Annotated in this window: 30 protein-coding genes and 1 riboswitch; of the genes, 12 read left to right on the forward strand and 18 right to left on the reverse strand. The window is 33.6% G+C overall.

Annotation, left to right across the window (positions count from 1 at the left end; genetic code table 11):
- Nucleotides 1-141: 141 nt before the first annotated feature.
- The 4 genes from NHG49_RS16750 to ybaK all read right to left on the reverse strand — a co-directional run bounded on the left by NHG49_RS16750 (nt 142) and on the right by ybaK (nt 3,867).
- Nucleotides 142-498 (reverse strand): hypothetical protein, encoded by a 357-nt coding sequence (locus NHG49_RS16750; protein WP_016129918.1) that lies wholly within the window; start codon nt 496-498, stop codon nt 142-144.
- Nucleotides 499-710: 212 nt separating this feature from the next.
- The gene (locus NHG49_RS16755) at nt 711-1,589 is read right to left on the reverse strand and encodes a 5'-methylthioadenosine/S-adenosylhomocysteine nucleosidase (protein WP_064475855.1); all 879 of its coding nucleotides are present in this window, start codon (nt 1,587-1,589) and stop codon (nt 711-713) included.
- 174 nt (nt 1,590-1,763) lie between these two features.
- Nucleotides 1,764-1,867: riboswitch (purine riboswitch) on the reverse strand.
- A gap of 578 nt (nt 1,868-2,445) precedes the next feature.
- Nucleotides 2,446-3,297 (reverse strand): P-loop NTPase family protein, encoded by an 852-nt coding sequence (locus NHG49_RS16760; RefSeq protein WP_098111987.1) that lies wholly within the window; start codon nt 3,295-3,297, stop codon nt 2,446-2,448.
- Between the two features lie 93 nt (nt 3,298-3,390).
- Nucleotides 3,391-3,867, reverse strand: coding sequence for a Cys-tRNA(Pro) deacylase (ybaK, locus tag NHG49_RS16765; protein ID WP_064475857.1), 477 nt, complete (start codon nt 3,865-3,867; stop codon nt 3,391-3,393).
- Nucleotides 3,868-4,206: 339 nt separating this feature from the next.
- Here ybaK and NHG49_RS16770 point away from each other — a divergent pair, with 339 nt between their 5' ends.
- The 3 genes from NHG49_RS16770 to NHG49_RS16780 all read left to right on the forward strand — a co-directional run bounded on the left by NHG49_RS16770 (nt 4,207) and on the right by NHG49_RS16780 (nt 6,823).
- The gene (locus NHG49_RS16770; RefSeq protein WP_258126326.1) at nt 4,207-5,484 is read left to right on the forward strand and encodes a histidine--tRNA ligase; all 1,278 of its coding nucleotides are present in this window, start codon (nt 4,207-4,209) and stop codon (nt 5,482-5,484) included.
- 162 nt (nt 5,485-5,646) lie between these two features.
- Entirely contained in the window at nt 5,647-5,958 is a 312-nt protein-coding gene (locus tag NHG49_RS16775; protein WP_064475858.1) for a hypothetical protein, read from the forward strand.
- Nucleotides 5,959-6,223: 265 nt separating this feature from the next.
- The gene (locus NHG49_RS16780; RefSeq protein ID WP_064475859.1) at nt 6,224-6,823 is read left to right on the forward strand and encodes a hypothetical protein; all 600 of its coding nucleotides are present in this window, start codon (nt 6,224-6,226) and stop codon (nt 6,821-6,823) included.
- Nucleotides 6,824-6,882: 59 nt separating this feature from the next.
- Here NHG49_RS16780 and NHG49_RS16785 read toward each other — a convergent pair whose 3' ends face one another.
- Entirely contained in the window at nt 6,883-7,263 is a 381-nt protein-coding gene (locus NHG49_RS16785) for a winged helix-turn-helix transcriptional regulator (RefSeq protein ID WP_000340656.1), read from the reverse strand.
- Nucleotides 7,264-7,392: 129 nt separating this feature from the next.
- On the opposite strand from NHG49_RS16785, the gene NHG49_RS16790 reads away from it, so the two are divergent.
- The gene (locus NHG49_RS16790; protein WP_000185905.1) at nt 7,393-8,073 is read left to right on the forward strand and encodes an NAD(P)H-dependent oxidoreductase; all 681 of its coding nucleotides are present in this window, start codon (nt 7,393-7,395) and stop codon (nt 8,071-8,073) included.
- A gap of 158 nt (nt 8,074-8,231) precedes the next feature.
- Nucleotides 8,232-8,513: a DUF1292 domain-containing protein gene (locus NHG49_RS16795; RefSeq protein ID WP_002008111.1), complete on the forward strand. Its 282-nt coding sequence runs from the start codon at nt 8,232-8,234 to the stop codon at nt 8,511-8,513.
- Between the two features lie 145 nt (nt 8,514-8,658).
- On the opposite strand, the gene NHG49_RS16800 is transcribed toward NHG49_RS16795, so the two are convergent.
- Nucleotides 8,659-9,729: a pyruvate kinase gene (locus tag NHG49_RS16800; RefSeq protein WP_258126328.1), complete on the reverse strand. Its 1,071-nt coding sequence runs from the start codon at nt 9,727-9,729 to the stop codon at nt 8,659-8,661.
- Nucleotides 9,730-10,000: 271 nt separating this feature from the next.
- On the opposite strand from NHG49_RS16800, the gene NHG49_RS16805 reads away from it, so the two are divergent.
- Entirely contained in the window at nt 10,001-10,474 is a 474-nt protein-coding gene (locus tag NHG49_RS16805; protein WP_001056338.1) for a hypothetical protein, read from the forward strand.
- Nucleotides 10,475-10,549: 75 nt separating this feature from the next.
- Entirely contained in the window at nt 10,550-11,482 is a 933-nt protein-coding gene (locus NHG49_RS16810; protein ID WP_258126329.1) for a hypothetical protein, read from the forward strand.
- A 50-nt stretch (nt 11,483-11,532) separates the two neighbouring features.
- Here NHG49_RS16810 and NHG49_RS16815 read toward each other — a convergent pair whose 3' ends face one another.
- The 5 genes from NHG49_RS16815 to NHG49_RS16835 all read right to left on the reverse strand — a co-directional run bounded on the left by NHG49_RS16815 (nt 11,533) and on the right by NHG49_RS16835 (nt 16,056).
- Entirely contained in the window at nt 11,533-12,243 is a 711-nt protein-coding gene (locus tag NHG49_RS16815; protein ID WP_000782562.1) for a hypothetical protein, read from the reverse strand.
- Nucleotides 12,244-12,580: 337 nt separating this feature from the next.
- The gene (locus tag NHG49_RS16820) at nt 12,581-13,339 is read right to left on the reverse strand and encodes an SDR family oxidoreductase (RefSeq protein WP_000716962.1); all 759 of its coding nucleotides are present in this window, start codon (nt 13,337-13,339) and stop codon (nt 12,581-12,583) included.
- A gap of 56 nt (nt 13,340-13,395) precedes the next feature.
- Nucleotides 13,396-15,054 carry a putative ABC transporter permease subunit gene (locus NHG49_RS16825; RefSeq protein ID WP_000036858.1) on the reverse strand — a complete coding sequence of 553 codons (1,659 nt, stop codon included), beginning with the start codon at nt 15,052-15,054 and terminating at the stop codon, nt 13,396-13,398.
- Entirely contained in the window at nt 15,047-15,772 is a 726-nt protein-coding gene (locus NHG49_RS16830) for an ABC transporter ATP-binding protein (RefSeq protein WP_000570198.1), read from the reverse strand. Before NHG49_RS16830 ends, NHG49_RS16825 begins: the two co-directional genes overlap by 8 nt.
- Before the next feature lie 89 nt (nt 15,773-15,861).
- Nucleotides 15,862-16,056, reverse strand: a complete 195-nt coding sequence (locus NHG49_RS16835; RefSeq protein ID WP_000958866.1) for a hypothetical protein — start codon at nt 16,054-16,056, stop codon at nt 15,862-15,864.
- A gap of 179 nt (nt 16,057-16,235) precedes the next feature.
- Here NHG49_RS16835 and NHG49_RS16840 point away from each other — a divergent pair, with 179 nt between their 5' ends.
- Together NHG49_RS16840 and NHG49_RS16845 are read left to right on the forward strand one after the other, a co-directional pair.
- Nucleotides 16,236-16,595 (forward strand): DUF3796 domain-containing protein, encoded by a 360-nt coding sequence (locus tag NHG49_RS16840; RefSeq protein WP_000859218.1) that lies wholly within the window; start codon nt 16,236-16,238, stop codon nt 16,593-16,595.
- Complete coding sequence (locus tag NHG49_RS16845) at nt 16,583-16,783, forward strand: helix-turn-helix transcriptional regulator (RefSeq protein WP_000874186.1); 201 nt, start codon at nt 16,583-16,585, stop codon at nt 16,781-16,783. Before NHG49_RS16840 ends, NHG49_RS16845 begins: the two co-directional genes overlap by 13 nt.
- Before the next feature lie 68 nt (nt 16,784-16,851).
- Here NHG49_RS16845 and NHG49_RS16850 read toward each other — a convergent pair whose 3' ends face one another.
- Both NHG49_RS16850 and NHG49_RS16855 read right to left on the reverse strand, forming a co-directional pair.
- Nucleotides 16,852-17,814: a tubby C-terminal domain-like protein gene (locus NHG49_RS16850; protein WP_000955117.1), complete on the reverse strand. Its 963-nt coding sequence runs from the start codon at nt 17,812-17,814 to the stop codon at nt 16,852-16,854.
- A gap of 113 nt (nt 17,815-17,927) precedes the next feature.
- A complete protein-coding gene (locus NHG49_RS16855) occupies nt 17,928-18,638 on the reverse strand; it encodes a YjjG family noncanonical pyrimidine nucleotidase (RefSeq protein WP_000875925.1) in 711 nt (236 codons plus the stop codon).
- Between the two features lie 320 nt (nt 18,639-18,958).
- On the opposite strand from NHG49_RS16855, the gene NHG49_RS16860 reads away from it, so the two are divergent.
- Nucleotides 18,959-19,384 (forward strand): DUF1648 domain-containing protein, encoded by a 426-nt coding sequence (locus NHG49_RS16860; protein WP_000464977.1) that lies wholly within the window; start codon nt 18,959-18,961, stop codon nt 19,382-19,384.
- A 38-nt stretch (nt 19,385-19,422) separates the two neighbouring features.
- On the opposite strand, the gene NHG49_RS16865 is transcribed toward NHG49_RS16860, so the two are convergent.
- Nucleotides 19,423-20,445 (reverse strand): tyrosine-protein phosphatase, encoded by a 1,023-nt coding sequence (locus NHG49_RS16865; RefSeq protein ID WP_064475865.1) that lies wholly within the window; start codon nt 20,443-20,445, stop codon nt 19,423-19,425.
- Between the two features lie 168 nt (nt 20,446-20,613).
- On the reverse strand, nt 20,614-21,336 hold the full coding sequence (locus NHG49_RS16870) for a GNAT family N-acetyltransferase (RefSeq protein WP_000988268.1): 723 nt from the start codon (nt 21,334-21,336) through the stop codon (nt 20,614-20,616).
- A 123-nt stretch (nt 21,337-21,459) separates the two neighbouring features.
- Here NHG49_RS16870 and NHG49_RS16875 point away from each other — a divergent pair, with 123 nt between their 5' ends.
- Both NHG49_RS16875 and NHG49_RS16880 read left to right on the forward strand, forming a co-directional pair.
- Nucleotides 21,460-22,299 (forward strand): DUF2785 domain-containing protein, encoded by an 840-nt coding sequence (locus NHG49_RS16875; protein ID WP_064475866.1) that lies wholly within the window; start codon nt 21,460-21,462, stop codon nt 22,297-22,299.
- Between the two features lie 17 nt (nt 22,300-22,316).
- Nucleotides 22,317-22,766 carry an NUDIX hydrolase gene (locus tag NHG49_RS16880; RefSeq protein ID WP_000540474.1) on the forward strand — a complete coding sequence of 150 codons (450 nt, stop codon included), beginning with the start codon at nt 22,317-22,319 and terminating at the stop codon, nt 22,764-22,766.
- Nucleotides 22,767-22,884: 118 nt separating this feature from the next.
- Here the strand turns inward: NHG49_RS16880 and NHG49_RS16885 are convergent, their stop codons facing one another.
- The 3 genes from NHG49_RS16885 to NHG49_RS16895 all read right to left on the reverse strand — a co-directional run bounded on the left by NHG49_RS16885 (nt 22,885) and on the right by NHG49_RS16895 (nt 24,703).
- Nucleotides 22,885-23,139, reverse strand: a complete 255-nt coding sequence (locus tag NHG49_RS16885) for a YbeF family protein (RefSeq protein ID WP_001288566.1) — start codon at nt 23,137-23,139, stop codon at nt 22,885-22,887.
- A 97-nt stretch (nt 23,140-23,236) separates the two neighbouring features.
- Entirely contained in the window at nt 23,237-23,617 is a 381-nt protein-coding gene (locus NHG49_RS16890) for a VOC family protein (RefSeq protein WP_064475867.1), read from the reverse strand.
- 45 nt (nt 23,618-23,662) lie between these two features.
- Nucleotides 23,663-24,703, reverse strand: a complete 1,041-nt coding sequence (locus NHG49_RS16895) for an ROK family transcriptional regulator (protein WP_000003032.1) — start codon at nt 24,701-24,703, stop codon at nt 23,663-23,665.
- Nucleotides 24,704-24,770 lie beyond the last annotated feature (67 nt).

Consider the following 24,770-nt stretch of genomic DNA (forward strand, 5'->3'; position numbering starts at 1 on the left):
TTTTATGCAATTATGCATATTTGATAAATCGACTTTTCCTTTTTCTATAACTGTCTTTATTTTTTGTGTAAAACCCTTCTTCCTCTGAAGAATAAGTACAAAAATAGATTGGATACCATGTAAGGCACCAATCTATTTTAATTAAAGAAACTGTGTCAATTCTGAGTTCACAACACGTTGTGCAGTAATGATAACACTTTCAGCTGTTAGTCCATAAACACTATATAGTCCACCAGGTTGATTAGGAACAATTTGAACTTCATATTCAAATGCTTGTCCAAAAGCAGGATGAACTAAACTTAGAGTTGCAAAAGTAGAAGCATTAGAATTCACATTGAAGTTTATCTGTTCAATTAATGCTAATGAACCGTCAAGTCTAAAAACTCTAGCTACTCCAGTAAGTGGGCCCGCAGTACGGTTAAGGATCTTCACCCTAACTCTATTTGCATTAGCAGGTTGATTTCCTACATTTTCAATTGGTCCTGTAGTAAGAGCCATATAACATCACCTCCATTATATTATTATGATATTCAACGATAAACATTGACGTTATAGTTTAATTACCCAATTTATTTTAAATAAAAAAGCTTGTTTCTTATATTTTTTATAAGAAACAAGCTTTTCTTTTTCAACTACCATTCCTAAGACAAGTTTATCCATCTCGAAAACATTTACAGTTACTTGACGTTTATACTGGGACAGAACTACTACTATTTACTTTGCATTGAATCTATATATTTTTTAACTACTTCATAAACATATTCTTGATTTGCCGCTGCTGTGTTTGGATTATATTTTCCGCCGTTTGTTTTATTGTTAGATAACACTCGAATTCCTAAAAATGGTACGTCATACGCTTTTGCGATTTGCGCTGCTGCAGCGCCTTCCATTTCCTCAACAGATGTACCGTATTTTGTATGGAACCATTTAATTCTATCAACTTCATTATTCCAAACATCTGCTGAACCAATCGTACCTTCCACTACTTTACCTTTTGTATATTTATCTTTTACCGCATTAGCTGCTGCAAGTAAATCCTTATCTCCCTCGTAGTATCGGATTTTCTCAGCATTTGGATCTTCTCCTGCACTTCCTTCCGAAGCCATTAAGTCCATAGAAATCCATTTTGTCGGCTCAATTCCTTGATTCTCATCCATATTTGTTGTTTTTAATGAACCTATGTTTGCTACTTGTTTTCCTAAAACAATATCAAATACGTTTAAATTTGGATCGTGTCCACCTGATGTTCCTTGGTTAATAATCGCCTTAGGCTTATATTTTTCAATAGCCACTGCTGTAGCGGCTGCTGTATTTTCCATTCCTTTACCTGTTTTCGCTACGATTACAGGATAATTGTCGACAGTGCCTTTATAAAATACGAAAGTTCCAGACTTTTCTTCTTTCACATTTTTTAATCTTTTTGCAAACTTCTCAGCCTCTATCGGCATTGGCCCTTGAATTAAAAGAGGTTGTTGATTACTTTTTGCCTCAACTTGTTTTGGACCCGCATTACATCCCGCAAGTATTGAGAATGACAATGCAACAGTAGTTACTAGGGCAGCACATTTTTTCAACGTATTCTTCTTCATAAATAATCTCCTCTTTCTCTTGTTGTTTTCTATACTCGATGCTTTTGGTCCAAACAAAAAAGTTCTAGAAATTGTAGAAGAATCTCTACTTTCTAGAACTACGGTAGTCAAAGTTAATTGAGCAAAAGATAAAACAAATGCCAAATTATAGACGGTAGCGCTCATAAAATAGCACGGCCGAATACTTTAACCCGTAGTCCAGTTCTTTCATTGGGAACTAGGTAGAAACGCTCGGACCATATTACCGAGTATATACGAGTGATGATGTGTAAAATTATTATATTGGTAATATATCAAACTTTTAGTGTGCACGCAATATATATATGAACATTTTTATCAGAATCATTCCTAACGTTCGTTTTTAAAGGTTAAAATAATAGTATTTTTCATTCATCAATGAATAACAACCAGAAAAAACTTACAATCCAAACTCTAAACTACATTCACCTACAACAACCGATCTTTTACCAACAATTAATCTTCCTCACTTTGAGCTATAAGTCTTATTCCCCTCATATAGTGAAATAAAATATGGATTTAAAGTCCACTTTCGTTAACAAAATCAACCGTTAGGAAGCATTCATCTAAAATAAAAAAAAGCTCCAAATTATATTATATTTAAGTCATAGATATTAAACTTAATAAAATTAAAGGCAGGAACATATTTGAAATGTTCCTGCCTTTTTATTGTAGGATACCGATACATAGCCATCTAGCTAAGATTTTGAAGTGCTGTAAAATCAAAAATTTCATCTCACCACAGTTTTCTATGAGAATCCAGTGATTAGCTTATTTACATCATTTTCGAAAGTGGAAGTTAAAAGTTTTTAGTTTCTTGCGCAATTAAAGCACTACATTAATCTAGAAATTTAAGTGATTCCAATTTCCCAATTATCATTGACTTATATTTGATAGCTTCATACTGTGAATTATCAATTTTTGTCTTTTTTATATTTAACATATCAAATATTTCTCTTTCAATATCTCTTCTTGCTTCTAAAACTTTAATTGTTCCGTCTAAACCGTGATAGCCTTTCATCTTCCCATACCCTTGATTTGTATAATACTCAATAAATCCAGCAGACCATTCTTTATCTCTTTCATTAAATACCTTTCTGAATGAGAATTCCAAATCATCTTGTTCTATATAAAACAATACTGGATTTAATTTCTCTATAATTTTCTCTAATGCATTAATATAACTTATAACTTTCTCTTTTTTTGCACCATATTTAACCATCCCGATTGTTAATGGATTTTGTATGAAGCAACATTCAAAAATATAAATTTTATTTTCGTTGTTGGCTATTTCAACAAAATCCCTCCATTTTTCAGTTATTAATTCAATATTCCTCTCTAGCGGTAATTCATATATATCATTTTTGAAAATGGTATTTAATAAATTTTCAGGAAAATTAGAGCTGTATTCATTTTTAATTTTTTTATATGGCAATAAATAATTGTTTTCTCGCTTCGTGACTCTATCACTAATTACTTCCTTAAAATTACCACTATTCACTAACAAACTTTCGAATTCACTTTTATCAAAACAAGATACCCCATCATAATCAGCAGGGTGGTCTGGATTCCCTTCAAGAAATAACTCAGCGTCAATATTTTTTTCAATTAGAATATCGTAAAGCAAGCTTGCAGTGGTGGATTTCCCAAAGCCAGGAAGCCCTTCTACTATGATTAATTTCGTATTCAAAAAATCTACACCTTTCAAAGACAAAACGGACTAATTATCCTATAAATCTTTATCTAAATTTAATAAAACTAGAACTTCTTTTCCTATGTATCATTATTTCGTTATTTCACCAAACTGCGCTCTCGTTACTTTCGCTAAGTCATCCACTTTCAGCTCGATTTGTATACCAATCTTCCCGCCGCTTACAATGATTGTTTCAAGCGATTGAGCAGTCGCATCAATGCATGTAGAAAATAACTTCTTCATTCCTACTGGTGAACAACCACCGCGAATGTATCCTGATACTTTCGTAATATCTTTTACAGGAATCATTTCAATCTTCTTTTCGCTGACCGCTTTTGCGGCAGCTTTTAAATTTAGTTCCTCATCTACCGGGATGATAAACACATGATAATTTTTACTATTCCCTTGAGCGATTAACGTTTTATATACTTCTCTCACTTCTCGTCCAATTTTCTCAGCTACTGATACGCCATCAATTTTTCCATCGTCCGGATCATATGACATCATCGAATATTCGATCTTTTCTTTATCTAATATTCGCATCGCATTTGTTTTATCTTTTTTCATGGGTTTCTCCTTAAAAGGTTATTTCATATTATTAAGTTTTATTATACACCTTTTTCCATTTATCCTACATAACTTCACGTATATTTCAAAACTAAAAATATTGATAATTCAAAAATCATCTGATATAATTTGGAAAAACTTATGTTAAGGAGAGATTTGTCATGCGAAATATTAATGCTTCTTTCCAACTTCATCATCATACGTAATGCCGTGTATCCGAAGAAAAATTTTTCTTCGTGGGTACAGGGCTTTTCCTGTTGACCCACGAAGCGTTCATAAAGCTATGTGGGTATTTTTATACCTGCATAGCTTTTTTAAATTTAAAAAGGAGAGATTACAATGGAAATGAAAAATGTAAAAGGAACGAAAGACTATTTACCAGAGGAACAAGTGTTGCGAAATAAAATTAAAAGAGCTTGTGAAGATACGTTTGAACGATACGGATGTAAACCGTTAGAAACACCTACGTTAAATATGTATGAGCTTATGTCTTACAAGTACGGCGGTGGCGATGAAATTTTAAAAGAAATTTATACGCTTCAAGATCAAGGAAAACGTGACCTTGCCTTACGCTACGATTTAACCATTCCATTCGCAAAAGTCGTAGCGATGAATCCGAACATCCGCCTCCCTTTTAAACGGTATGAAATTGGGAAAGTATTTCGAGATGGTCCAATTAAACAAGGGCGATTTCGTGAGTTCATTCAATGTGATGTTGATATAGTCGGTGTAGAATCAGTCATGGCAGAAGCTGAACTTATGAGTATGGCGTTTGAGCTGTTCCGAACGTTAAACTTAGAAGTAACGATCCAATATAATAACCGAAAATTGTTAAACGGCATTCTCGAGTCCATTAACATCCCTACTGAACGAACGAGTGACGTCATTTTATCATTAGACAAAATCGAAAAGATTGGGATTGATGGTGTACGAAAAGATGTATTAGAGCGCGGAATTTCTGAAGAAATGGCTGATACGATATGTAATACCGTTTTATCTTGTCTAAAGCTTTCAATTGCTGACTTTAAAGACACTTTTAATAATCCACTCGTTGCCGATGGAGTAAACGAATTACAACAATTACAACAATATTTAATCGCTCTTGGAATAAATGAAAATGCTATATTCAATCCGTTTTTAGCGCGAGGACTTACAATGTATACAGGCACCGTGTATGAAATCTTTTTAAAAGATGACTCGATTACATCTAGCATCGGTAGCGGCGGTCGATACGATAATATTATCGGAGGATTCCGTGGTGATAACATGAACTATCCAACAGTCGGTATTTCATTCGGTTTAGACGTTATTTATACAGCACTCTCACAGAAAGAAACGATATCATCTACAGCGGATGTATTTATCATCCCACTCGGGACAGAATTACAATGCTTACAAATTGCTCAGCAATTACGTTCTACAACTTCCTTAAAAGTCGAACTCGAACTAGCAGGCCGCAAATTAAAACGTGCCCTTAATTACGCAAATAAAGAGAATATCCCTTATGTGCTTATTATTGGTGAAGAAGAACTTAGTACAGAAACCGTTATGCTGCGGAATATGAAGGAAGGTAGTGAGGTGAAGGTTCCCCTTTCTTCTTTAAGTAGTTATTTATAATACGAATCACCCTCGTTTGGGTGGTTTTTCTATTTTATAGATAACGAAACAATTAGTTAACATAAAATAATTATATTCTACTAAAAACCACAAGTATTTAATATCCAATTACCTATTATTTTTGGTAATATATAGATATCGATTGTTTTAGGAGGATTTACTTTGAAAACTTACATACAAGCAATAAAGTGGACTACAGGAATCTATCATCTTTTATTACTTCCTTGCTATTATATATTTCCAAGTCTTGTTAACCTAGATGGGATACCTTTACTACTATTGATTGCTTTACATATCACTACTATTTTATTAGCTAAAAAAGCAGGCATGAATACGTACGCTCATTATATAGGTATTATCGTTACTCTAGTTGCCTTCTTTCCTTATATAGACATCGTTCTACATATTATAGCAGCCATTTTCCTTTTATTAGATGCTGCTTCCACAAATAAAAAAGAAGTGTATGATTCATAGCTGGATAATATAAAACTTTAATCAGTAAAGTTTTGAATTAGGTTAGCAAATCACAAAATCATCTCACAAACTAAGCTTATTACTAACACCCAAAAAGGATTTACTTTTTAAGTAAATCCTTTTTTATTTAAACTTGCATTTCTTACTCCAGACAAATAAAAGAATATTCTGTTTCATTTTTATAAAATTCTAAATATTTACAATAAACTCCGATTAACATACATTTTAGTTATGCAAAAAATCTAAGTTTAAAGGAGATGAATTCATTTTTAAAAAATTAATAGTAGGTGCAGCAGTAGCCATTACAGCATTAACTGGCGGAATGGGTTCAGTATCAGCTAGTACCGAAAAGGATTATTCGATTAGCTCTTTTGAATATGTAACTGTAGATGAAAAGACTGTAGATTCGTTTAACAAATTGGATGCTCCATCTAAGGAAGACGTAAAAATAACTGTAGTTCTACCGAAACAAAATCAAAATGGAGACTGGTTATCTTATGGATTTTCGAACAAAGAAAGTTTAGATTCTTTTATTGAAAAAGACAAACAAAGGTTGAATAATACAATCAATCCCCTTGGTGTTGGAGGGAGCGGACCTAATAGTACAGATTTCTATGAACATGCAAATAAAGGTGGCGAGTATTTTTCTCTTAGTAGCGGTTTTAAAAATTTGCCTCCTAATTGGCAAAATAGAATTTCTTCTGTAAGTACAGCATCCCCTACTGCTAGCTATTCGACAACGCTATGGGATCGTACTTCAACTGAAGAATATGGTAAAGGTATCGTCTTCAAACACTCTGATTGGTATGGTAAAACTGTAAACTTGAATGACTTTGCAATTTCAGCAGTTGAAGTTAAAAAGTAAAAAATATAGAAATAAAAGGTGTCTTCACATATGGAAAACACCTTTTATTTCTACAACCCTTAACTATTGTTTTTCGTATTTCTACTCTCCAAAACTTTCTCCATATTATGAGTTGCCCACTCCATCATTAATAGAATCATTGGACGTAGTGATTCACCAAGCTCAGTTAATGAATATTCTACTTTTGGAGGCACTTCACGGTATACTTCACGATGTATGATGCCATCTGCTTCAAGTTCTCTCAGCTGCAGTGTTAACATTCTTTGTGTGATATTAGGTTTTAATCTTTTTAATTCATTAAACCTCTTTGTACCATCTAATAAATGATACAAAATAACCCCTTTCCATTTTCCGCCAATAACCTCAACCATAGCTTCCACTGGACAAGAATATTTATTTAGAAATGGGTAATTTATATTATTTTCATTTGAACAATCCATAATAAATCCCTTCCCTTATCAATAGTATCTTTTTTGATACTATAACACATAAATGTGCGTACTTGTGTCTAAGTTACTTTAAAAATATAATTTACTTACAAAAATAAATTAATGAAAAGAGGAACTTTTATGACAAATACAACACAAATTACAAAAGAAAAAATTATGGAGGCTTTTCATTTCAGACATGCATGTAAAGAGTTCGATCCTATGCACAAAATTTCAGAAGAAGACTTTAAATTCATTTTAGAAACAGGCAGATTATCTCCTTCTTCTTTTGGATATGAACCTTGGAAATTTATTGTCGTACAAAATAAAGAAATAAGAGAAAAACTACAACCGTATTCATGGGGCGCTGGTGGGCAACTTGTAACAGCTAGTCACTTTGTCATTGTTCTTTCAAGAAACATTAAAGATATGCATTATGATGCAGAGTATATTAAATATATGATGAACGATATTATTGGATTACCTGAAGACACTCAAAAAATTAGATATGAATTCTTCAAAAAGTTCCAGGAATCAGATTTTAACTTGTTACAATCCGAACGTGCTGTATTCGATTGGGCATCTAAGCAATCTTATATTGCTTTAGGTAATATGATGACGAGCGCAGCTCAAATCGGCATTGATTCTTGTCCAATAGAAGGATTTGATAAAGAGAAAGTAGATTCTTTACTTCGTCAAGAAGGCATTATAAAAGATGATAATCTTGAAGTATCTGTTATGGTTGCCTTTGGTTACCGTAAAGAAGAGCCAAAGCGTGATAAAACAAGACAGACTATGGATACAATTGTTGAATGGATTTAGTAATATAGCACTCACAAATAAAACTCCTTCTAGCTAAATACTTATTCTATTGAAGAATCAGTTGCTTTTCCAATGTATGAAATTGATTTTTCATGGAAAGATATGTTAGTATGTATACAGTTTGAGCGCTCTATTTTTTAGAGTCGAACAGGAGGAGAATGGATATGTCTGATATTGAAGTTGGCGAAGTGTTTACTCTCAGTGATGAGAATAATGAGGATCAGGAAGTAGAAGTACTTGGAGCGATGGATGTCGAAGGCGCAGAATATATTGCAGTTGCATTCGTAGAAGACATTCAAACAGAATCTGAGGAAGACATTGATATTTTCTTTTTAAAAGTAGAAGAAGATAATGAGTTTTCATACATTGAAAATGATGAAGAGTTTGATAAAGTATCTGCTGCTTTTGATAAAATTTTGGACGAGCAAGAGCAAGAATAATATGAATGAAAAACACGAGGGTGGATGCATATCCGCCCTCTTTTTATTTATCCCGCTGTTCGCCGAGCAGTAAAAGCCCGATTGGTGAGGGCTGATAATCAGTGGGGGATGGACAAAACCCCCAACTGATTAAAGTTTCACTTTATCACTCATCCAAAGAATTATGCAGCAATTCCAATACATCTTTCATCACAAAAGGACCTTCTTTTTTCACATGCTCAGCGAATTCAGAAACGAGACGTAATGTTTTTACACTTTCAATTGGATGCTCGCCTGATGCACTTTCAGCAGAAAGCATAACAGCGTTCGTTCCGTCCAGTACAGCTTGAAACACATCAGTCACCTCAGCCCTTGTTGGAATAGAATGATCTACCATTGATTGAAGCATTTGTGTCGCTGTAATAACATATGTATCCGTTCGATTACATTCCTGAATCATCATTTTCTGCAAGAGCGGAATAAATTGATACGGCAACTCTACTCCTAAATCGCCCCTTGCAATCATAATTCCATCTGCTTCTTTACATATATCTTGAAAATTCTCGATCGCTTCCATCGTTTCTATTTTTGCAATTACATTAGGGGCAGTTTCTTTATACTGTTGTATATAATCTCGTATTTCTTTTATATGACTAGGTTTTCTTACGAAAGAACATGCGATAAAATCAACATCCTCTTCTAAAAGAAACTGGATATCCTTTTTATCTTTCTCTGTAATAGCTGGTAAACTAACGATTGCCCCTGGTAAGTTCACCCCTTTATGAGATGAGATATTGCCACCTGTTTTGACCTTTGTTTCTATTTTGTCCGTACTTACTGTTTCAACGATTAACTCAACTTCGCCATCATTAATTAAAATTCTACTTCCAACTTTCACGTCATTCGCGATTCCTGCATAATCAACACTTGCTTCTCTATTGCTCCCTGTAACTGGTTGTGTATGTAAAATAAAAGAGTCTCCCGCCTGAAGTGTAATTTGCTCTCCTTTTATTTCACCTAACCTTATTTTAGGACCTTGTACATCCCCTAAAATTTTAATAGAATCGTCTAACGATTTGACTAAACGAATGATGTCTTTATGACTTTCATGCGTGCCATGTGATAAATTCAACCGCACTATTTTCATACCATTATTTATTAACTGCGCTAACGTTGCTTTATTATTACTTGCTGGGCCAATTGTACAAACTCTATCGATTGTCATTTTTATCACCATCCTTTTTTAGATAAGTTTCCCACATAACCTTAAAAATAACAGAGATCATGAAATGATTAGATTTAAATTTACACGAATTTCATAAAGTTAAACCTATTTCCCTTGCTGGCTAAGCATTAGAAGAGATATTCGATTTTTTACAAATGAAGAAATGTTGAATCAAAAGTAAAAGGTAAGTTAAGTATGGGACAAGTTATTGAGAGTTTCAAAATTTTCATATATTGTATGAAATGAGTTCGAACTCAAAAATTTAAAAAAGGTGGGAAAATTAGTGAATATGAAAAAATCTTTAGCGGTGGCAACTTTAGGGTTAGCGGTTTTAGGTTTTGGTTTTACTAATTACGCAAGTGCTTCAGAGGTGGGTGCTGCAGACAAGCAGCCCGTTTTGGTTAACTACGATACAGTTCAATCAGCAAAAACATCTAATGTTCCTAGTTTGGTTGTTGCAGCTGCACCTAAGAATGACCCTAACATTAGCGTGTATACTCCCTTTTTCGGTAACCCATATGCAGTTGCTAAATCGAAACCAACTACGACCGAAGACTATATTTATGCAAAAGCAAGAACTTTCAATGGCGATGGCTCAATAGTGAATACGAAAAGTAATAGTGCCAAAAAATCAACTTATGTAAGTGCTACAGCGACCAACACAAGTGTTTATGATGGAGATGATTATGCTATTGGTAATCATACCTATAAATTTAATGGTTATAATGATGTGAATCACGAAACAAAAGCTTCCTAGTAAGAAAGAGAAAAAAAGATATGCATCTTGCATATCTTTTTTCTCTTTTATTTTAAATATATTGAGGTGCTATTTATGAAACAAATGTGTATTATTATCAGTGTTATACTTATTTCGTTAATTATAATTTATGTTTTGTTCCCTACTTCAATCATACAACCACATACATCTCCTAAAGAAAATAATCGAGAGCAACAAACCAATACTATTTCGTACGGATTGAAGAATACTAAAGGTCAACATATTAACAATGGTAGTGAAATTACTATGGAGAATAATAAAATAAATGTATCGTTATCATTCATACATAATGTTGATGAAGACCGAAAATATGGATTAATTGTCCTAGAAGATTACGAACAAAAACCTTTTAAAATAGAAGAAGCCGCTAATGAAGTATCACACTATTCTTTTGATATGAAACCAAATAGTTCAATTACTACGAGAATCTCTTTACACACTTCTCCTAATGCAAGTGAATTAACCTTTTTAATAATTAAAAAACCTGAATATAAATTAAAAGATAATGACTTAAATAAAGCGGTTATATTAGAAGAGATTTTAAGTATGCGATACTCCATAAATCCCCCTCAGGAGGGAAGCAAAAAAATAAAACTCACCTTTATAAATCCAGATGCTATTTTAAAAGACGATCTTTATGAACCTTTATTTGTTACGAACAATGAAGAAAAATTACAAACGGTATTTTCTGAAAAGGAAGGTAAAAAATTAACTCTATCAAACGGTAATGAAACAAAAGATGAAATGACTTACGCAATCGTGGCCTTTAAAGATTGGGAACAAGTTGAAATATTTAATGATAAAAAAATCGTTTATACTGCGGTCGCACCTGAAACGAGACAAATTTTCAATTTTACATTGCCTTCAGTGGATCAGGAAAGTAATTTTCAGCTCGTCGCTTTTCCATTTCCTTATAAAACTAGCGAAGAAGATTATGTCAGTCAACAAGCATTCGGTTCATTTCGTATCGTAATTGAAAAAAAATAGACTTTTACAAAAAAAACAAAAAAGCCTACTTCCACAGTAGGCTTTTGAAACTACGAAAGTTTCGTTAATAACTGATTTAAATCTTTTTTCGTTTTCGTCGTTAATGACTTCATTTTATTAATATCTATCTTTTCTTTCTCTGCTCCTACAATTAACGGATACATACTTTGTCCAATTGTTTTATATTCAGCTGGGTGAGATGCTTCTAACTCTTTCTCAATCACATCCCACTTTTCATTAATTTGTTTTCCAAGTTTATTTACTGTTTCTAATTTAGGGTTTGCAGCTAATTGCTTGTCTAAGCTTTCAATTAATGCAGCAACTTCTTTAACATTTGTTTTCACAGCTACGCTTTTCTTCGGATCTTTCGTTGTTTTTCCGTTTGAGTTTGTACTTGTACTTTGATCTGTCGTTTTTCCGCTAGTCGTTTCGTCATTCGTTTTTCCTGTCGTCTCTTTTTCTTTTGTTTTCACATTCTCATTTTGAGATGACGTTTTACCGTTACTTTCTGTTCCTGATGATTCTTTCGTATTTTTTGCATCTTTATCTGTTTTTTCATTTGAAGAAGTATTTGTATCTTTTTCAGTATCTTTCGTTGTTTTTGACGTCTCATCTACACTTGTCGTTTTTGCTTCTCCTTCATTTTGCGCTGTTACTTGTTCTTTCTTTTCTGTCTCTTTCTCTGCTGAAGGACTACAAGCTGCCATAGTAAGCATTGTACCAATTGTTATCGATGCGATAGCGACCTTTTTCATTTTCATATAAATCCCCCTATGTTTACTTTATTTATCCTCCCCTTTACGATTCGATTTCCCCTTAAAAAATCCCTTTTCATACGAATTACCATCTTTCCGACAGTAATCTTCATAATAATACGTACAAAAACTGATAAACCAATTTGAATATTCGAGTTTCTTCTACTTCATTTTTCTTCTCTGTAGTAAAAGAAAAAGAGTATATTGTCACATGAAGAATTACTATCTTCATATGACGATATACTCTCCTATCAAATTTTTATCTTTCTTGACATTTTATTTATACAAAAAAATAAAATTTTCTTTCATTTTTTGTTTCTCAACAATTGTTAACATAATATATTTATGAGTAACCACCATTCGAATGAATGACTTGCCCCGTAATCCATTTTGCTTCTTCACTTACTAAAAAAGAAATTAAGCGCGCTGCATCTGACGGTTCTCCTACTTTACCTTGCGGGAACTTCCATGCTAAATGATGCTTCAGCTCCTCTGTAATCCATCCTGTATTCGTCGGCCCTGGATCAACTGCATTCACTGTAATCCCCTTCTCCATCGCAACTGGTGCTACTGATTTTGTAAATGCTTCAATTGCTCCTTTCGTTGCTGCGTATGCTAATTCATCTGGCATCGGACCTAATGACTGTCCTGAAGTAAGATTAATAATACTGCCACTCGTTTTCAGTGCATAATGTTTTATAAATAATGAACTTAATAACATAGTAGCGCGAACATTCACTGTATAATGTTTATCTAACTGTTCTACATTTAATTCTTCAATTCTCGTATGAGCAGCATACGCTGCATTATTAATTAAAATAGATGGATCACCTAAACGTTCTGAGGCCATATAAAACAAACGATTTGGTGAATACGACTGCGATAAATTGATTTCTGCCATTTCACAGCGAACACCTAAACTTTCAATCTCCTCTTTCAACAAAAAGGGTTCTTTGTCATGCATTCCCCACGGCATCGCTTTATCATACTGAGACCAGTACGTGAAAAAAATGTCTATCCCTTCTTGAGCAAGCACCTTGCATACAGCTGCACCAATTCCATTCAGACGAGTTGCCCCTGTTACAATTGCTATTTTCTTCACCTTTTCTCCTCCATCTATGGATAAATCCCCTGCACGAATACAGAGGATCTATCTTTTTATTCAATATTTGACAATATGCGTTCTGCACCTAATTTTAAAATTTTAATGAAGATATAATTTACAATCGTAAACATTACAAATAAAACGATAAACATAACCCATAGTCCTACTTGAAGGAAGAAGTATAATAAACTTACTCCCGCAACAATAACTAAAGCTATAAAAATATTAGCTAAAAAATTCCACAAAGTTGTATATCGGCTCTTAAATAATTTCTGCTCTGTATCCCAATGTATATCTGCAGTTTGTGCATCCCAACGTGTACCGATTAAATTAATTAACAATAACCCGTTCGCACTTAGTAAAAACCACAGTAACATGAACACAGGAGAAATCCCTGCTACAACTGCCATCGTAATACCGAATACCGCTAAAATAATTACATTAATTAACCAAGCAGTGATTGCTTTCGCAAAAAAGATATCCGAAGCTTTTACTGGTAAATATCGATTCACAAACCATGAACTTCCATCTCGTGAAAATGACGTTGTTGCGATGACGTTACTTCCCATTAAAAATAACGATGCACAAAGACCAACGCCAATTGCAAGTCCTGCTGATTTTGGATTATCAATATACCCTGTGATCCACTTTAAATTCCCATCTTGCACGAATAAAACAAAGAATAACATAATCGGCATAACAAAAGTTTGTACGATACAATTTAAGAAAAATTGTGGTGTACGGAATAACGTTTTAAATTCTTTTTTCACATACGCTTTCAAATGTGAACTTTGTACCGTTGATTTCTGTAAGCCTTCTGCTGAAATGACCTCTTTTTTTGCTGTACTCGTTGAAAGTCCAATAACCCCTTTTAAATATGTACGCTCTGCAATGTAATAAAACAACACAAAAAATACAAATGAAATAAGTGCAAAGATGATTACGTATAAAGGACCCTTCCAATTTGCATTTTCTACTAATGCCACTGCCCCAAAATATGTAGTTGGAAAATAATTTGTCATTTGTACTAGAAGAGAAGATTCGTTGTTCGCAAGATAATTCGTAAGTGCATCTTCAGAAAACGAACTTTTATTTTTCCACTGTAAAAACACATTAATTCCTACAATAAATAGTATACTTACGATTCCAATAAATATATTGCCTCGATCTTTATTTTTCGCTATATTTGTATACCTCATAATAACTGTCATTAGTAATGAAGCTAATACTAACGGCACAATCGGGAAGAGTAAGTAAATAAAAATCATGTATATGTAATATGTAATAAATGCACTACTTTTTAACCCGTACGTAATAAAGATTGGTAATAAAATAAATGAACTCATTACGTATTGTGTAATTAATACCGTTAAAAACTTTGCCGAAATAATCTGCGCTGGCTTCAATGGTAACGGCAATAACATTTCAATGTCATTACTATAGTAAAATACAGTTAAAATGTTCGTTATACTCATTAAAAATACCCATATACTCGCAATCGCAAGTCCCATTGCGATAATCATTCCTGGGTCTTGCCCTAAATGTTTCATCCCTTCATACAATCCGTGCGTCATCGAACCAAATATTAAAAAGCCAACAAATAAAATGGCTGCAAATGAAAATACATACGCCCATCGCTTCTTCTTATCTGTTATAAAATCTGCATAATTTAATTTTAATAATACTTTCGTTAACGTCCAAATTTTACTCATTGCCCGTCATCTCCAAGAACATTTTTTCAAGTGATTCATTGGATTTAAAATGATCTCTCATTTCACCTAAATTCCCTTTAAACTGAAGTTTTCCCTTATTAATAATCGCGACGCGGTCACATATTTTTTCTGCCACCTCTAATACGTGTGTAGAGAAAAATACAATCTTTCCTTTATCCGCATGTTCTCTCATCATTTCTTTTAAAATATATGCGGATTTCGGATCAAGCCCCGTTAACGGTTCATCTAAAATCCATACATCTGGCTCATGCACGAGCACACCAATAATAACGATTTTTTGTCTCATACCGTGCGAGTAACTTTGAATTTGATCCGATAACGCATTGTAAAGGTCAAATTTCTTCGCTAAAGACTCGATTCGCTCTTGTCGTACTTCTTTCGGCACTTCATACATATCTGCCATAAAGTTTAAATATTCAATTCCCTTTAATCGCAAAAACATATCTGGGCTATCTGGAACATAACCAAACGTCTTTTTCGCTTCCATCGGATTTTTCATAATATCTTTACCGTTAATCGTAATCGTCCCTTTGTCCACTCCATGAATACCAGTAATCATCTTAATTGTCGTTGATTTCCCCGCACCATTTGGCCCTAAAAATCCAAAAATTTCTCCGCTAGGCACAGATAAACTTAAATCTTTTACTGCATAGGTAGACCCATTATAACTTTTTGACACATTCGTAATTTCAATCATTCCATCCAATCCTTTCCTTAATTACCAAATAACTATATCAATATTATAGCATACTTCTATTTTTAGATTTTTATATTTTTTCAGTTTTTTTAACCTTTAAAATAAATATACACGCCTAATCCAACGATTAAAACGACAGCTAGTAAAATATAGATCATCGTCAGCCGTTTAATATTCCCTTTTGTCGCTTTACTATAATTCGCATCACCATTCCGCCCAATTAACACCGTTGCCACTACAGTAATCACTACAAGTAATACAACGATCATGATCCAAGTTAGCATTCCTTTCTCCCCCTCCTTACAACCATTTTACAATATTATCCTCTTTATTTCGCAGTATATTTCCTCTTTTTACTATTATTATGAAAAGAATTGGAAAACTATTATTACTTTACATTTCCACATGTGATATATTTATAACATAACGTGAATTATTTCTAACATTGCAAGGAGGACCTACCATGAAAACAACTTGGATAAAATATTTAGGATTTCTCGGTTTCTTCGGTTTCCTTGGCTTTTTTTACGAAAAAGGATTATTTACTATGTTCTGTTTCTTCTCCTTTTTCACATCGTATAGAACAGTTCAACACGATGAACTGTTTGAACAAATCGTCAATAAATCGTGCCGCAATGCCTTTATCGTTACATTACTAACGACCGCTATCATTATGTTTATTGAAATGTTATTTCCAAACCCTACACTACAAGAGATTGATATCGCTCTTATTTTCAGCACACTCATTCTTACGTTCGGCTTCTCTATGTTCTTTTATGATAAACCTGTTGATGAAATGGAAGATGCGCCATGGCGTTCATAACGAGAATAAAAGAATACCGCGCCAAATTGAACATGACACAAGAAGATTTAGCGAAAAGTGTTAGTGTACGCCGTGAAACAATTAGCCATCTCGAAAAAGGAAAATATAATCCTTCCTTACAACTTGCTCACGACATTGCGAAAGCACTTCATAGTACAATTGATGAGATTTTTATTTTTGAGGATTAATTAAGGACATAGAATTACATAAAAATACCGGCATCCTTCCCATGAAGAATACCGGTACTTCTCTTTTATCACCCATACAAAACAGCATGAAATACGCCTAACAGTAAGTATTGATCCTCTATATAATCTTCATCATATACATCCATCTCGATAGAATACATATCTTCCTCAAGACGAATATTCCAATCTGCGATTACATAACCGTTTCGTAATAACTTTCCAAGCCCAATTGAAGTTTTGTGAACAACATATTCTTCTCTCTTATATGTAAAGGTAAATAAGAAATTGGCATCTAATAACTTTCCATCACATACAAGTATTTCATGCTCTGTATCATTATGATCGATGTACGTTACTAAAATCCTTCTTTGACGCTGCCTACTTACATCCTTTGCAATGACGCGAATGTTGTCCTTACTATCCTTTATTTCATAAATGATATTACTACCGACTTTCGGAATAAAGTCTAGCACTTTCATCAACATATTTTTATAATAGCCCCGTACTGCGCCTACTCTTTCGCTTTCATTGTAAACCTCTATCGACGTCGTATCCGCTTTACTATCACACAGTCGTTTGTAAGAAAGCTGCATCATTCGCTCTCCTCTTAAGTACTGATCAAACGTAACGGGATATTTTATCGCGCGCAGTTCCTTATTTAGCTCATATAAATAGTGTTGAACGCTCTCTACTAATGTTGTAGTTGATATACGCTCTTGAAGTTCAAATTGTTGCCAACTTGAAAAAACTCTCCACTGATCTTCCTCTTCATATACGAATCCGAGAATTACTTCCTCACGGTCACTCGTTTCATAATTCAATTGTTCTTTCTGCCCATGTTGCACTTGTTCCATCCACTGTCCTAAATAAATGCCAAGCTCTGCAACCTTCATGCATGGCTTCTGAAAAAATACGCTGTCACTCGCGCGAATTGTTAAATCCCCTTCAATAAAGCCATTTGCATAAGCGGCATACCGTGGCTCATCCTTCTGCGGAATACTCTTGTCTAACTCAAATAAAAACGTTAACATCTTTCACTCACCTCTAGTTATTACACCGATCGTACCTATAAATTGAACGCAACTCAAATTATATCGACGATTTTTCCAATATATCTACCGTAACTCAAAATATATCAACACGATTAAAATGAAACTACCTTTTCTTCCGCCACTTCCACAATTCCTAAAATTTGTAGCAGACTCTCCACCTCATAAGTCGGCTTAACATCTGTCATATTTTCTTTCAAACTCGGATTATACCAACACGTATCAATGCCGTAATCTTCTCCGCCTTTCATATCAGAAGTTAGCGAATCTCCAACGATTAATACACTTGATTTATCAGTAATCCCAAACTTCTCAAATGCATAATCAAAAATCTCACGTGCTGGTTTTTGATGACCAACCTCTTCTGAAATAATAATATGATCAAAGAAATTACATAAAGGCGAATTTCCGATTCTAGATTGTTGCACCTTCGTATATCCATTCGTAATAATACCTAACTTGCAATCTTGTAAATTTTCACATAATTGCACTGCACCTTCTATAAGATGTACTTCTTTTCCTAAGTTTTCAAGGTATACATCACTAAATTGCTGCGCATCTACTTCTATATTATGAACGGCAAATAATTGTCTAAATCGATCTACTGCTAATTCACTTAGCGTAATCATTTTATTTTCTAAATCTCTCCATAATCCATTACTAATCTTTTTATAACTTGCAAGATAATCATTATACCCTGTAGGCATACCAAACTGTAGAAACGCGTTATGCAAAGCATTTCTTTCCGTTTCAGGAAAATCTAATAATGTATCATCTACGTCGAATAATATAACTTTATATTTCATTATGCTCTCCTCAACTAGTACGTTATTTACAACTTGTATTTTCTCATTAATTCTCTCTTAAGTCGAACTTTTTCCCTTTACGAATCCTAGATGTACAGCAATCTTAAAGTTGTTTAAGGTACACGGGTCATGTTATTCAAAAATAATTAATTGTGAAAATACTATAAATTTGAGATAATTCGGATAATGAATCCGATTTTTCAAAAAGGTAATACAGGAATAGAAAGGAGCGGAAAGACATAGTAAATTCATGGGGAAGACCGAAAATACAAATCCAAAAAACAAAAAGTGAATGGGTTGGAGATATCATTGGATATTCATTGTTCTTTGGATCAATCATTTTTTTGATTATTATTTGGGGAAGATTACCCGAGGAAGTACCCGCACATTATAACGCATATGGGGATGTAGATCGCTGGGGATCAAAGTGGCAACTTTTGCTTCTGCCATTAATAGGAGCTTTCATACTCCTATTAATGCAAACTTTAGAAAAGTTTCCAGAAGTTCATAACTACCCACAAAGATTGAATGAATCAAATGCTAAGCAGTTTTATTTGAATAGTAGAAAAATGCTAAATCAATTAAAAAATGTCTGTTTACTTATCTTTGCTTTCATCCAATTTGAAACAATTTCAATCGCTTTAAATTGGAGCGGCGGTTTTGGAAAATTATTTTTACCGATATTGTTAATTGGTACAGTTATTCCAATTGTAATAGGAATAATAAGGCAACGAAAAATTTCATAATAGAAACAGGAGGCTAATCCAATTAGCCTCCCTCCTCATTATTTATCTTCTAGCAATAATGCTTTCATTTCCTCTAACGACTCTTTCGTAAAGCCAAGTGCTTTTTCAGCATACGCTTCAACTGAATCGTATTGCTTTTTCACTTCATCAATCGCAGCTTGTAAATATTCAGCGCGCGCTTCAAACATCGCACCTAATATCGCTCTACTTTCATCGTTTTGAAGTTTTGCACCTAAAAAGGCCATCATTTTTTCATTTAACTTTTCACGGAAACCGTTACTTAGTAAATAGTCTTCCATTACTGTTTTTTCCGGTACACCTAGTAAAAGTAATAATAGTGCTGATCCGAATCCAGTACGGTCTTTTCCAGCTGTACAGTGGTTTACTAACGGTAAGTTTTCTGGGTTTTGCGCTAAGTTTAAGAAGCTCACGAATGCTTCATTACCACTTACGAAATCTTGATTCATTTTCACAAGGTACTCGCCTGGTTTCCCTAACATAGAAAGGTCACCAACTTGGAAAAATTCATTTATGTTCAAGTCTTTCGCCAAGTCTTGCATAACTGGTAAGCATACTTGACGAGCACCTGTAATTTTTGGATTCGGCTTATGCTTCACTTCAAAGTCTGTACGGTAGTCACAAATTAACTTTAAGCCAGACTTTTGTAAATAGTCTATATCCCACTCTGTTAGTCCTGCTAATTCTTCAGAACGGTACAACTTGCCCCATTTTACTTTACGACCTTCAGTCGTTTCATATCCTCCCATATCACGGAAGTTAAACGCGCCTTTTAATGGTAATCTACGCTCAGCTACTGTCACTGCTTGTCCATTACTTCCAACTAGTCTAAAATATGGACGCTCATTTTCACTCGGGTTTACAAGTGTACATGATGATTCTCCATTTACCGTTGCAAGTAATTCTCCCGTTTCTTCAATATGATCTGGTGAAGTACTCCAATAAATGCGAACTTCTTCTATATTATTTTCCCATTTTATATGTAACGTATTGTCTTCATTTCTTTCTACAGTTGCTTGTAACCAATTTCTTTGCTGCTCCATTCTTTCACCAACGCTTTCTCATATAATCGAATCTTTCTCTATTGTATTATAGGAATATCTATTTTGTCGTTCTCATTTTTCTTTTTATCTTACAAATAGGCAAGAAGTTCTTTTACTTGTTCATAAGTTGTACACGGATTCCCGCTAAATAAGTTCAAGATAGTACTCCTAAAACTTCCTCACATATCGCTCAGTGGAACTAAGCAGCTGACATCCATTCTTCCCAAAAACATCCTTCATCCACTCATTTTGTACATTTGTCTCGCCAATATAATAAGATGCACCTATTTCTTTTAAGACAAACATTGCCCCTGTAAAGAATGCTGCTTCATACCCTTTATTTCGCATATTTGGAGCAACTGCGAAATACATTAGTTTTCCTTCTTCTAACGTCCCCTTTTCAATATGCGGGATTACAATCCCTATCGGCTCTTCATCGATACTCGCTGTTAAACAATGTTCTTTCCATTGCTCACCAATTTCTTGTAGCATCATATTTACAAATTGATCATAAGTGACTTGTTCTTCTGTCATCTCGTTCCAAAGAGAATAAAAAGCTTCTTCTCCTACTTCTTCAATAAGCTTAAAATTAATATCACTTTCTACATCTTCTACTTCATATATATCCTTAAACACAATCATGTTTTCAGTAGCATATTCAAATGAATACGTTTCGAAACATTTCTTATACACATCATAATTTGGGCTTTTTGAAGAAATTTCAAAATGCAAGTTTTCTATTCCCTCTTTTTCAGCCTCAGCAACGCAATATTGCATGATTTCCTTTAATTTCTCTTCTGTAAAAGGCTCTGCATTATTTTCTTTTATTATTATAGAAGAAGCATTTCTTCTTATTTTAAAATGTTTTTCTAACTGTTCTATAGTCATCATATACTTCCCTCATCTATATCATACTAGAATTTCTACTTGTTCTCCTTGCATGAGCAGGATTGTCCTTGAATATATAGAATACTAGAAAACATTGCATCTTTAAAGTGCGGAGGAGGTTCTCCATTGGATATTACAGCATTGCAACAACAGTTAGAGCTTATACAACAAAATGACTATACGCAACTGCAACATATAGATTTGAATGAGTTAACGCTCAATATGCTTCAGTATATCGGAACAACTGATAGTTACGTTCGTTACCAACTTATATATAAATGTTTTGCACATTTCATTCATCATGAATTCCTTATGGATGATCAACTGAAATTACTTCTACAAACTTGTTTAAGTGATGAGTATTTATATTATGACATTTACTCCCCACATACAGATGGGGTTTTCACACGTTCTTACACTGTTTCATTAATTGCGCTAATACTCCAATTCGCTAACTCGCACTACTTTTTCACAGAGGAGGACATTGAAGAAATAAAAAACAAACTCATTTCATATACAAACTTAGAAACGGATTTTCGAGGCTATATTGAAAATAAAGGATGGGCTCATTGTATTGCCCACGTATCAGATGCCTTTACTGAAATTGTTCACAATTCCTATACGACCTTTGAGTGGTATGAAGAATTAATTCATTGTTTATTAAATAAAATTTTTATCCCATCGGATCTATTTCATAATAATGAAGATGAACGAATTGTTACACCGTTACTATCGATGCTATATCATGATTTTTCGCAAGATGAGTTAATTTCAATTATTTATAAAAAAATAAAAAGGCTTCCTCAAATTAGAAAACGCCTTTCACTTAATGAGTATTGTATATTATGTGCCAACATTAAAACCTTTTTACGCACATTATTTTTCAGAACGAAAGATGATCATAACTTAGCCTATACAGCACGTAAAACAGAAAGAATGTTAAAAGAACTTCCTAACTATTATTAAAAGCAAGGAGAAATAACATGGGTTATATTGAAGACATGAGAAATTTAGTAGGAAATCATCCACTTATTTTAATAGGTTCACACGCCATTATATTAAATGAGAACAATGAAATATTACTGCAGCTCCGTACAGATTTTAACCGCTGGGGTATTATTGGCGGAGCCTTAGAATATAACGAAACGTTAGAAGACGCTTTAAAGCGAGAAGTATATGAAGAAACTGGACTTTTCATCAAAAATCCAGAACTATTCCGTACATACTCAGGACCAGATTTCTTTCAAATCTATCCAAACGGCGATCAAGTACACGGTGTACTTGTTGTTTATATTTGCCGCGAATTCAATGGTGAACTTGTATGCGACCAAACAGAATCGAAAGAACTACGCTTCTTTCCGCTAGATGCGTTACCTAGTAATCTTCCTCCTGTTATTGATAGAATTATTAAGGAGTTTCAGCACTCCAATTAAAAAACATTACATAGTGTATATAGAAATAAAACAACCTCATTTCCCGTCATGATAACGCGAAATGAGGTTGTTATCGTTCACCGTAAATACCTATTCCCCCAAAAATAACCAAATGATATTAACGTTCACTTTCTACAGCTGTATATCCCCTTACAAATAAGAGTGTTATATAAGAAGTAATGAATGAAAAAATAGTATACATGCCCACCCAAAAGAAAAATGATGGATCATACAATGTAACATTTAACATAAGAAAAATAAGAAATATTACCATTGGCATCACATAAAATGCACCTAATTTATATGTCCCAGCTATTGAAAAAATACAAATAAGCAATGGATATATACAGAAAATAAAAATGAATTCACTCACTGTTATGTCCCCCTTTCTGAAATAATAATAGGTTTCTCGTAAACATTTGGGGGAACAACAAAGTTTTATTTTTTATCAGTTATTAATAAATATAATGTTAGATTGTTATCTCAATCTGGTTTCCTTCAAGGTCACTTACTACACTTTCATAGTAACCATCCCCTGTAGTACGCGGGCCATTTAACACAGCATACCCTGCTTCACTTAATGTATTGGTTAATTCATTCACTTTTTCTTTACTACCTACAGAAAAAGCAATATGCGCATATCCTATTGTTTGTGTTTGTGTATTATCGTCTATCCCTACTTGCCTCATAAGTTCTAGACGCGCTCCACCTTCAAAAGTTATAAAATAAGATTCAAACTGCTTTTTCGGATTGTGATATAAGCTATTTTCTTCACCACCGAAGTACTGTTTATAGAAATCACGCATACCTTCTAAATCATTTACCCAAATTGCTACATGTTCAATTTTCATAATCGACACCTTTTCTTTCACAGGATTCAACCAACAATTTGATATTTAATTTTCTTTGCTTGCTCTTATAATCATCAGATCAAGTCCAAGGCTTTTTAATCCATATAAATAATCTTCTTTCCAATCGCTCACTGTTATTTTCGGAATATGTTCCGCTGGAATGTACTTCGGACAAGTTTTTACAATTTGATCTATTACAAATTGGTTCACTTCATCATCACAAAAGATAAAGGCATGCGGGTTAATAATAGCTATACATGTAGCTATTAAACGAGTAATAGCATCTATATTATATTGCTCTGGATTATTTGAATCTCTTACTGCATCTTCACTTCTCAAAGATTGTAAGAAGTTTTTATTATCATACTGTGGAACGAAAGATATCTCCCCTGAGAAAAAGGTACTCCCTCGTACCACATCTCCATTTATCATAATTCCCGCCCCTGGGCCGTTTTGACCTGAATACAAATATACAAGAGATGATTTATCATTATTTCCAGTATTTTTATAATAGCCAAGGACTGCGGCATTCATATCATTTTCTATTACTACAGGTATAGAAAACAGATTCTCCAAATGATTTTTCAAATTAAAATTTTGGAACTTTTCATAACCAGGTATATAAAAAATACGACCATTATCAACCGAACCAGGCACACCAATTGATATAGAGCTTATTTTCGGGAATGTAGCTATAAGACTTTCAATATGTTTAGATAATAGATTTACGCCAGTATCAATTAATACACTTGAAGTACTTCCTTGTTCTTTTACTTCCCCTAAACAGTTAAAAATGGTATAGTTTGTTTCATTTTTCTCTAAAAATATCGCTAATCCTAACATATATTCCGGATTATACGCATATCGTTTCGCTCTTCTTCCGCCACTTGAATCATCTAAACCGACTAAAGTGACTTCACCATCTTGTTTCATATTTTCTATAAATTTACTTATCGTTGGAAAACTAATTTCTAATGTATTACTAAGTTCAACTTTCGTCGCACTTCCTTGCTCTAGAAGAGCCGTACGAATGCCGCGAAGGATCGTCTCTTTAATCGATTTTTGAGTAACAAATTGTTCACTCAAATCGCTCACCACCTTAATCAACATACTTATTAAACACTTTTAATAAGTTGCGTTGACAATATATCAT

It is taken from the genome of Bacillus sp. IBL03825 (genome assembly GCF_024712505.1).
GTDB classification, from domain to species: domain Bacteria; phylum Bacillota; class Bacilli; order Bacillales; family Bacillaceae_G; genus Bacillus_A; species Bacillus_A wiedmannii.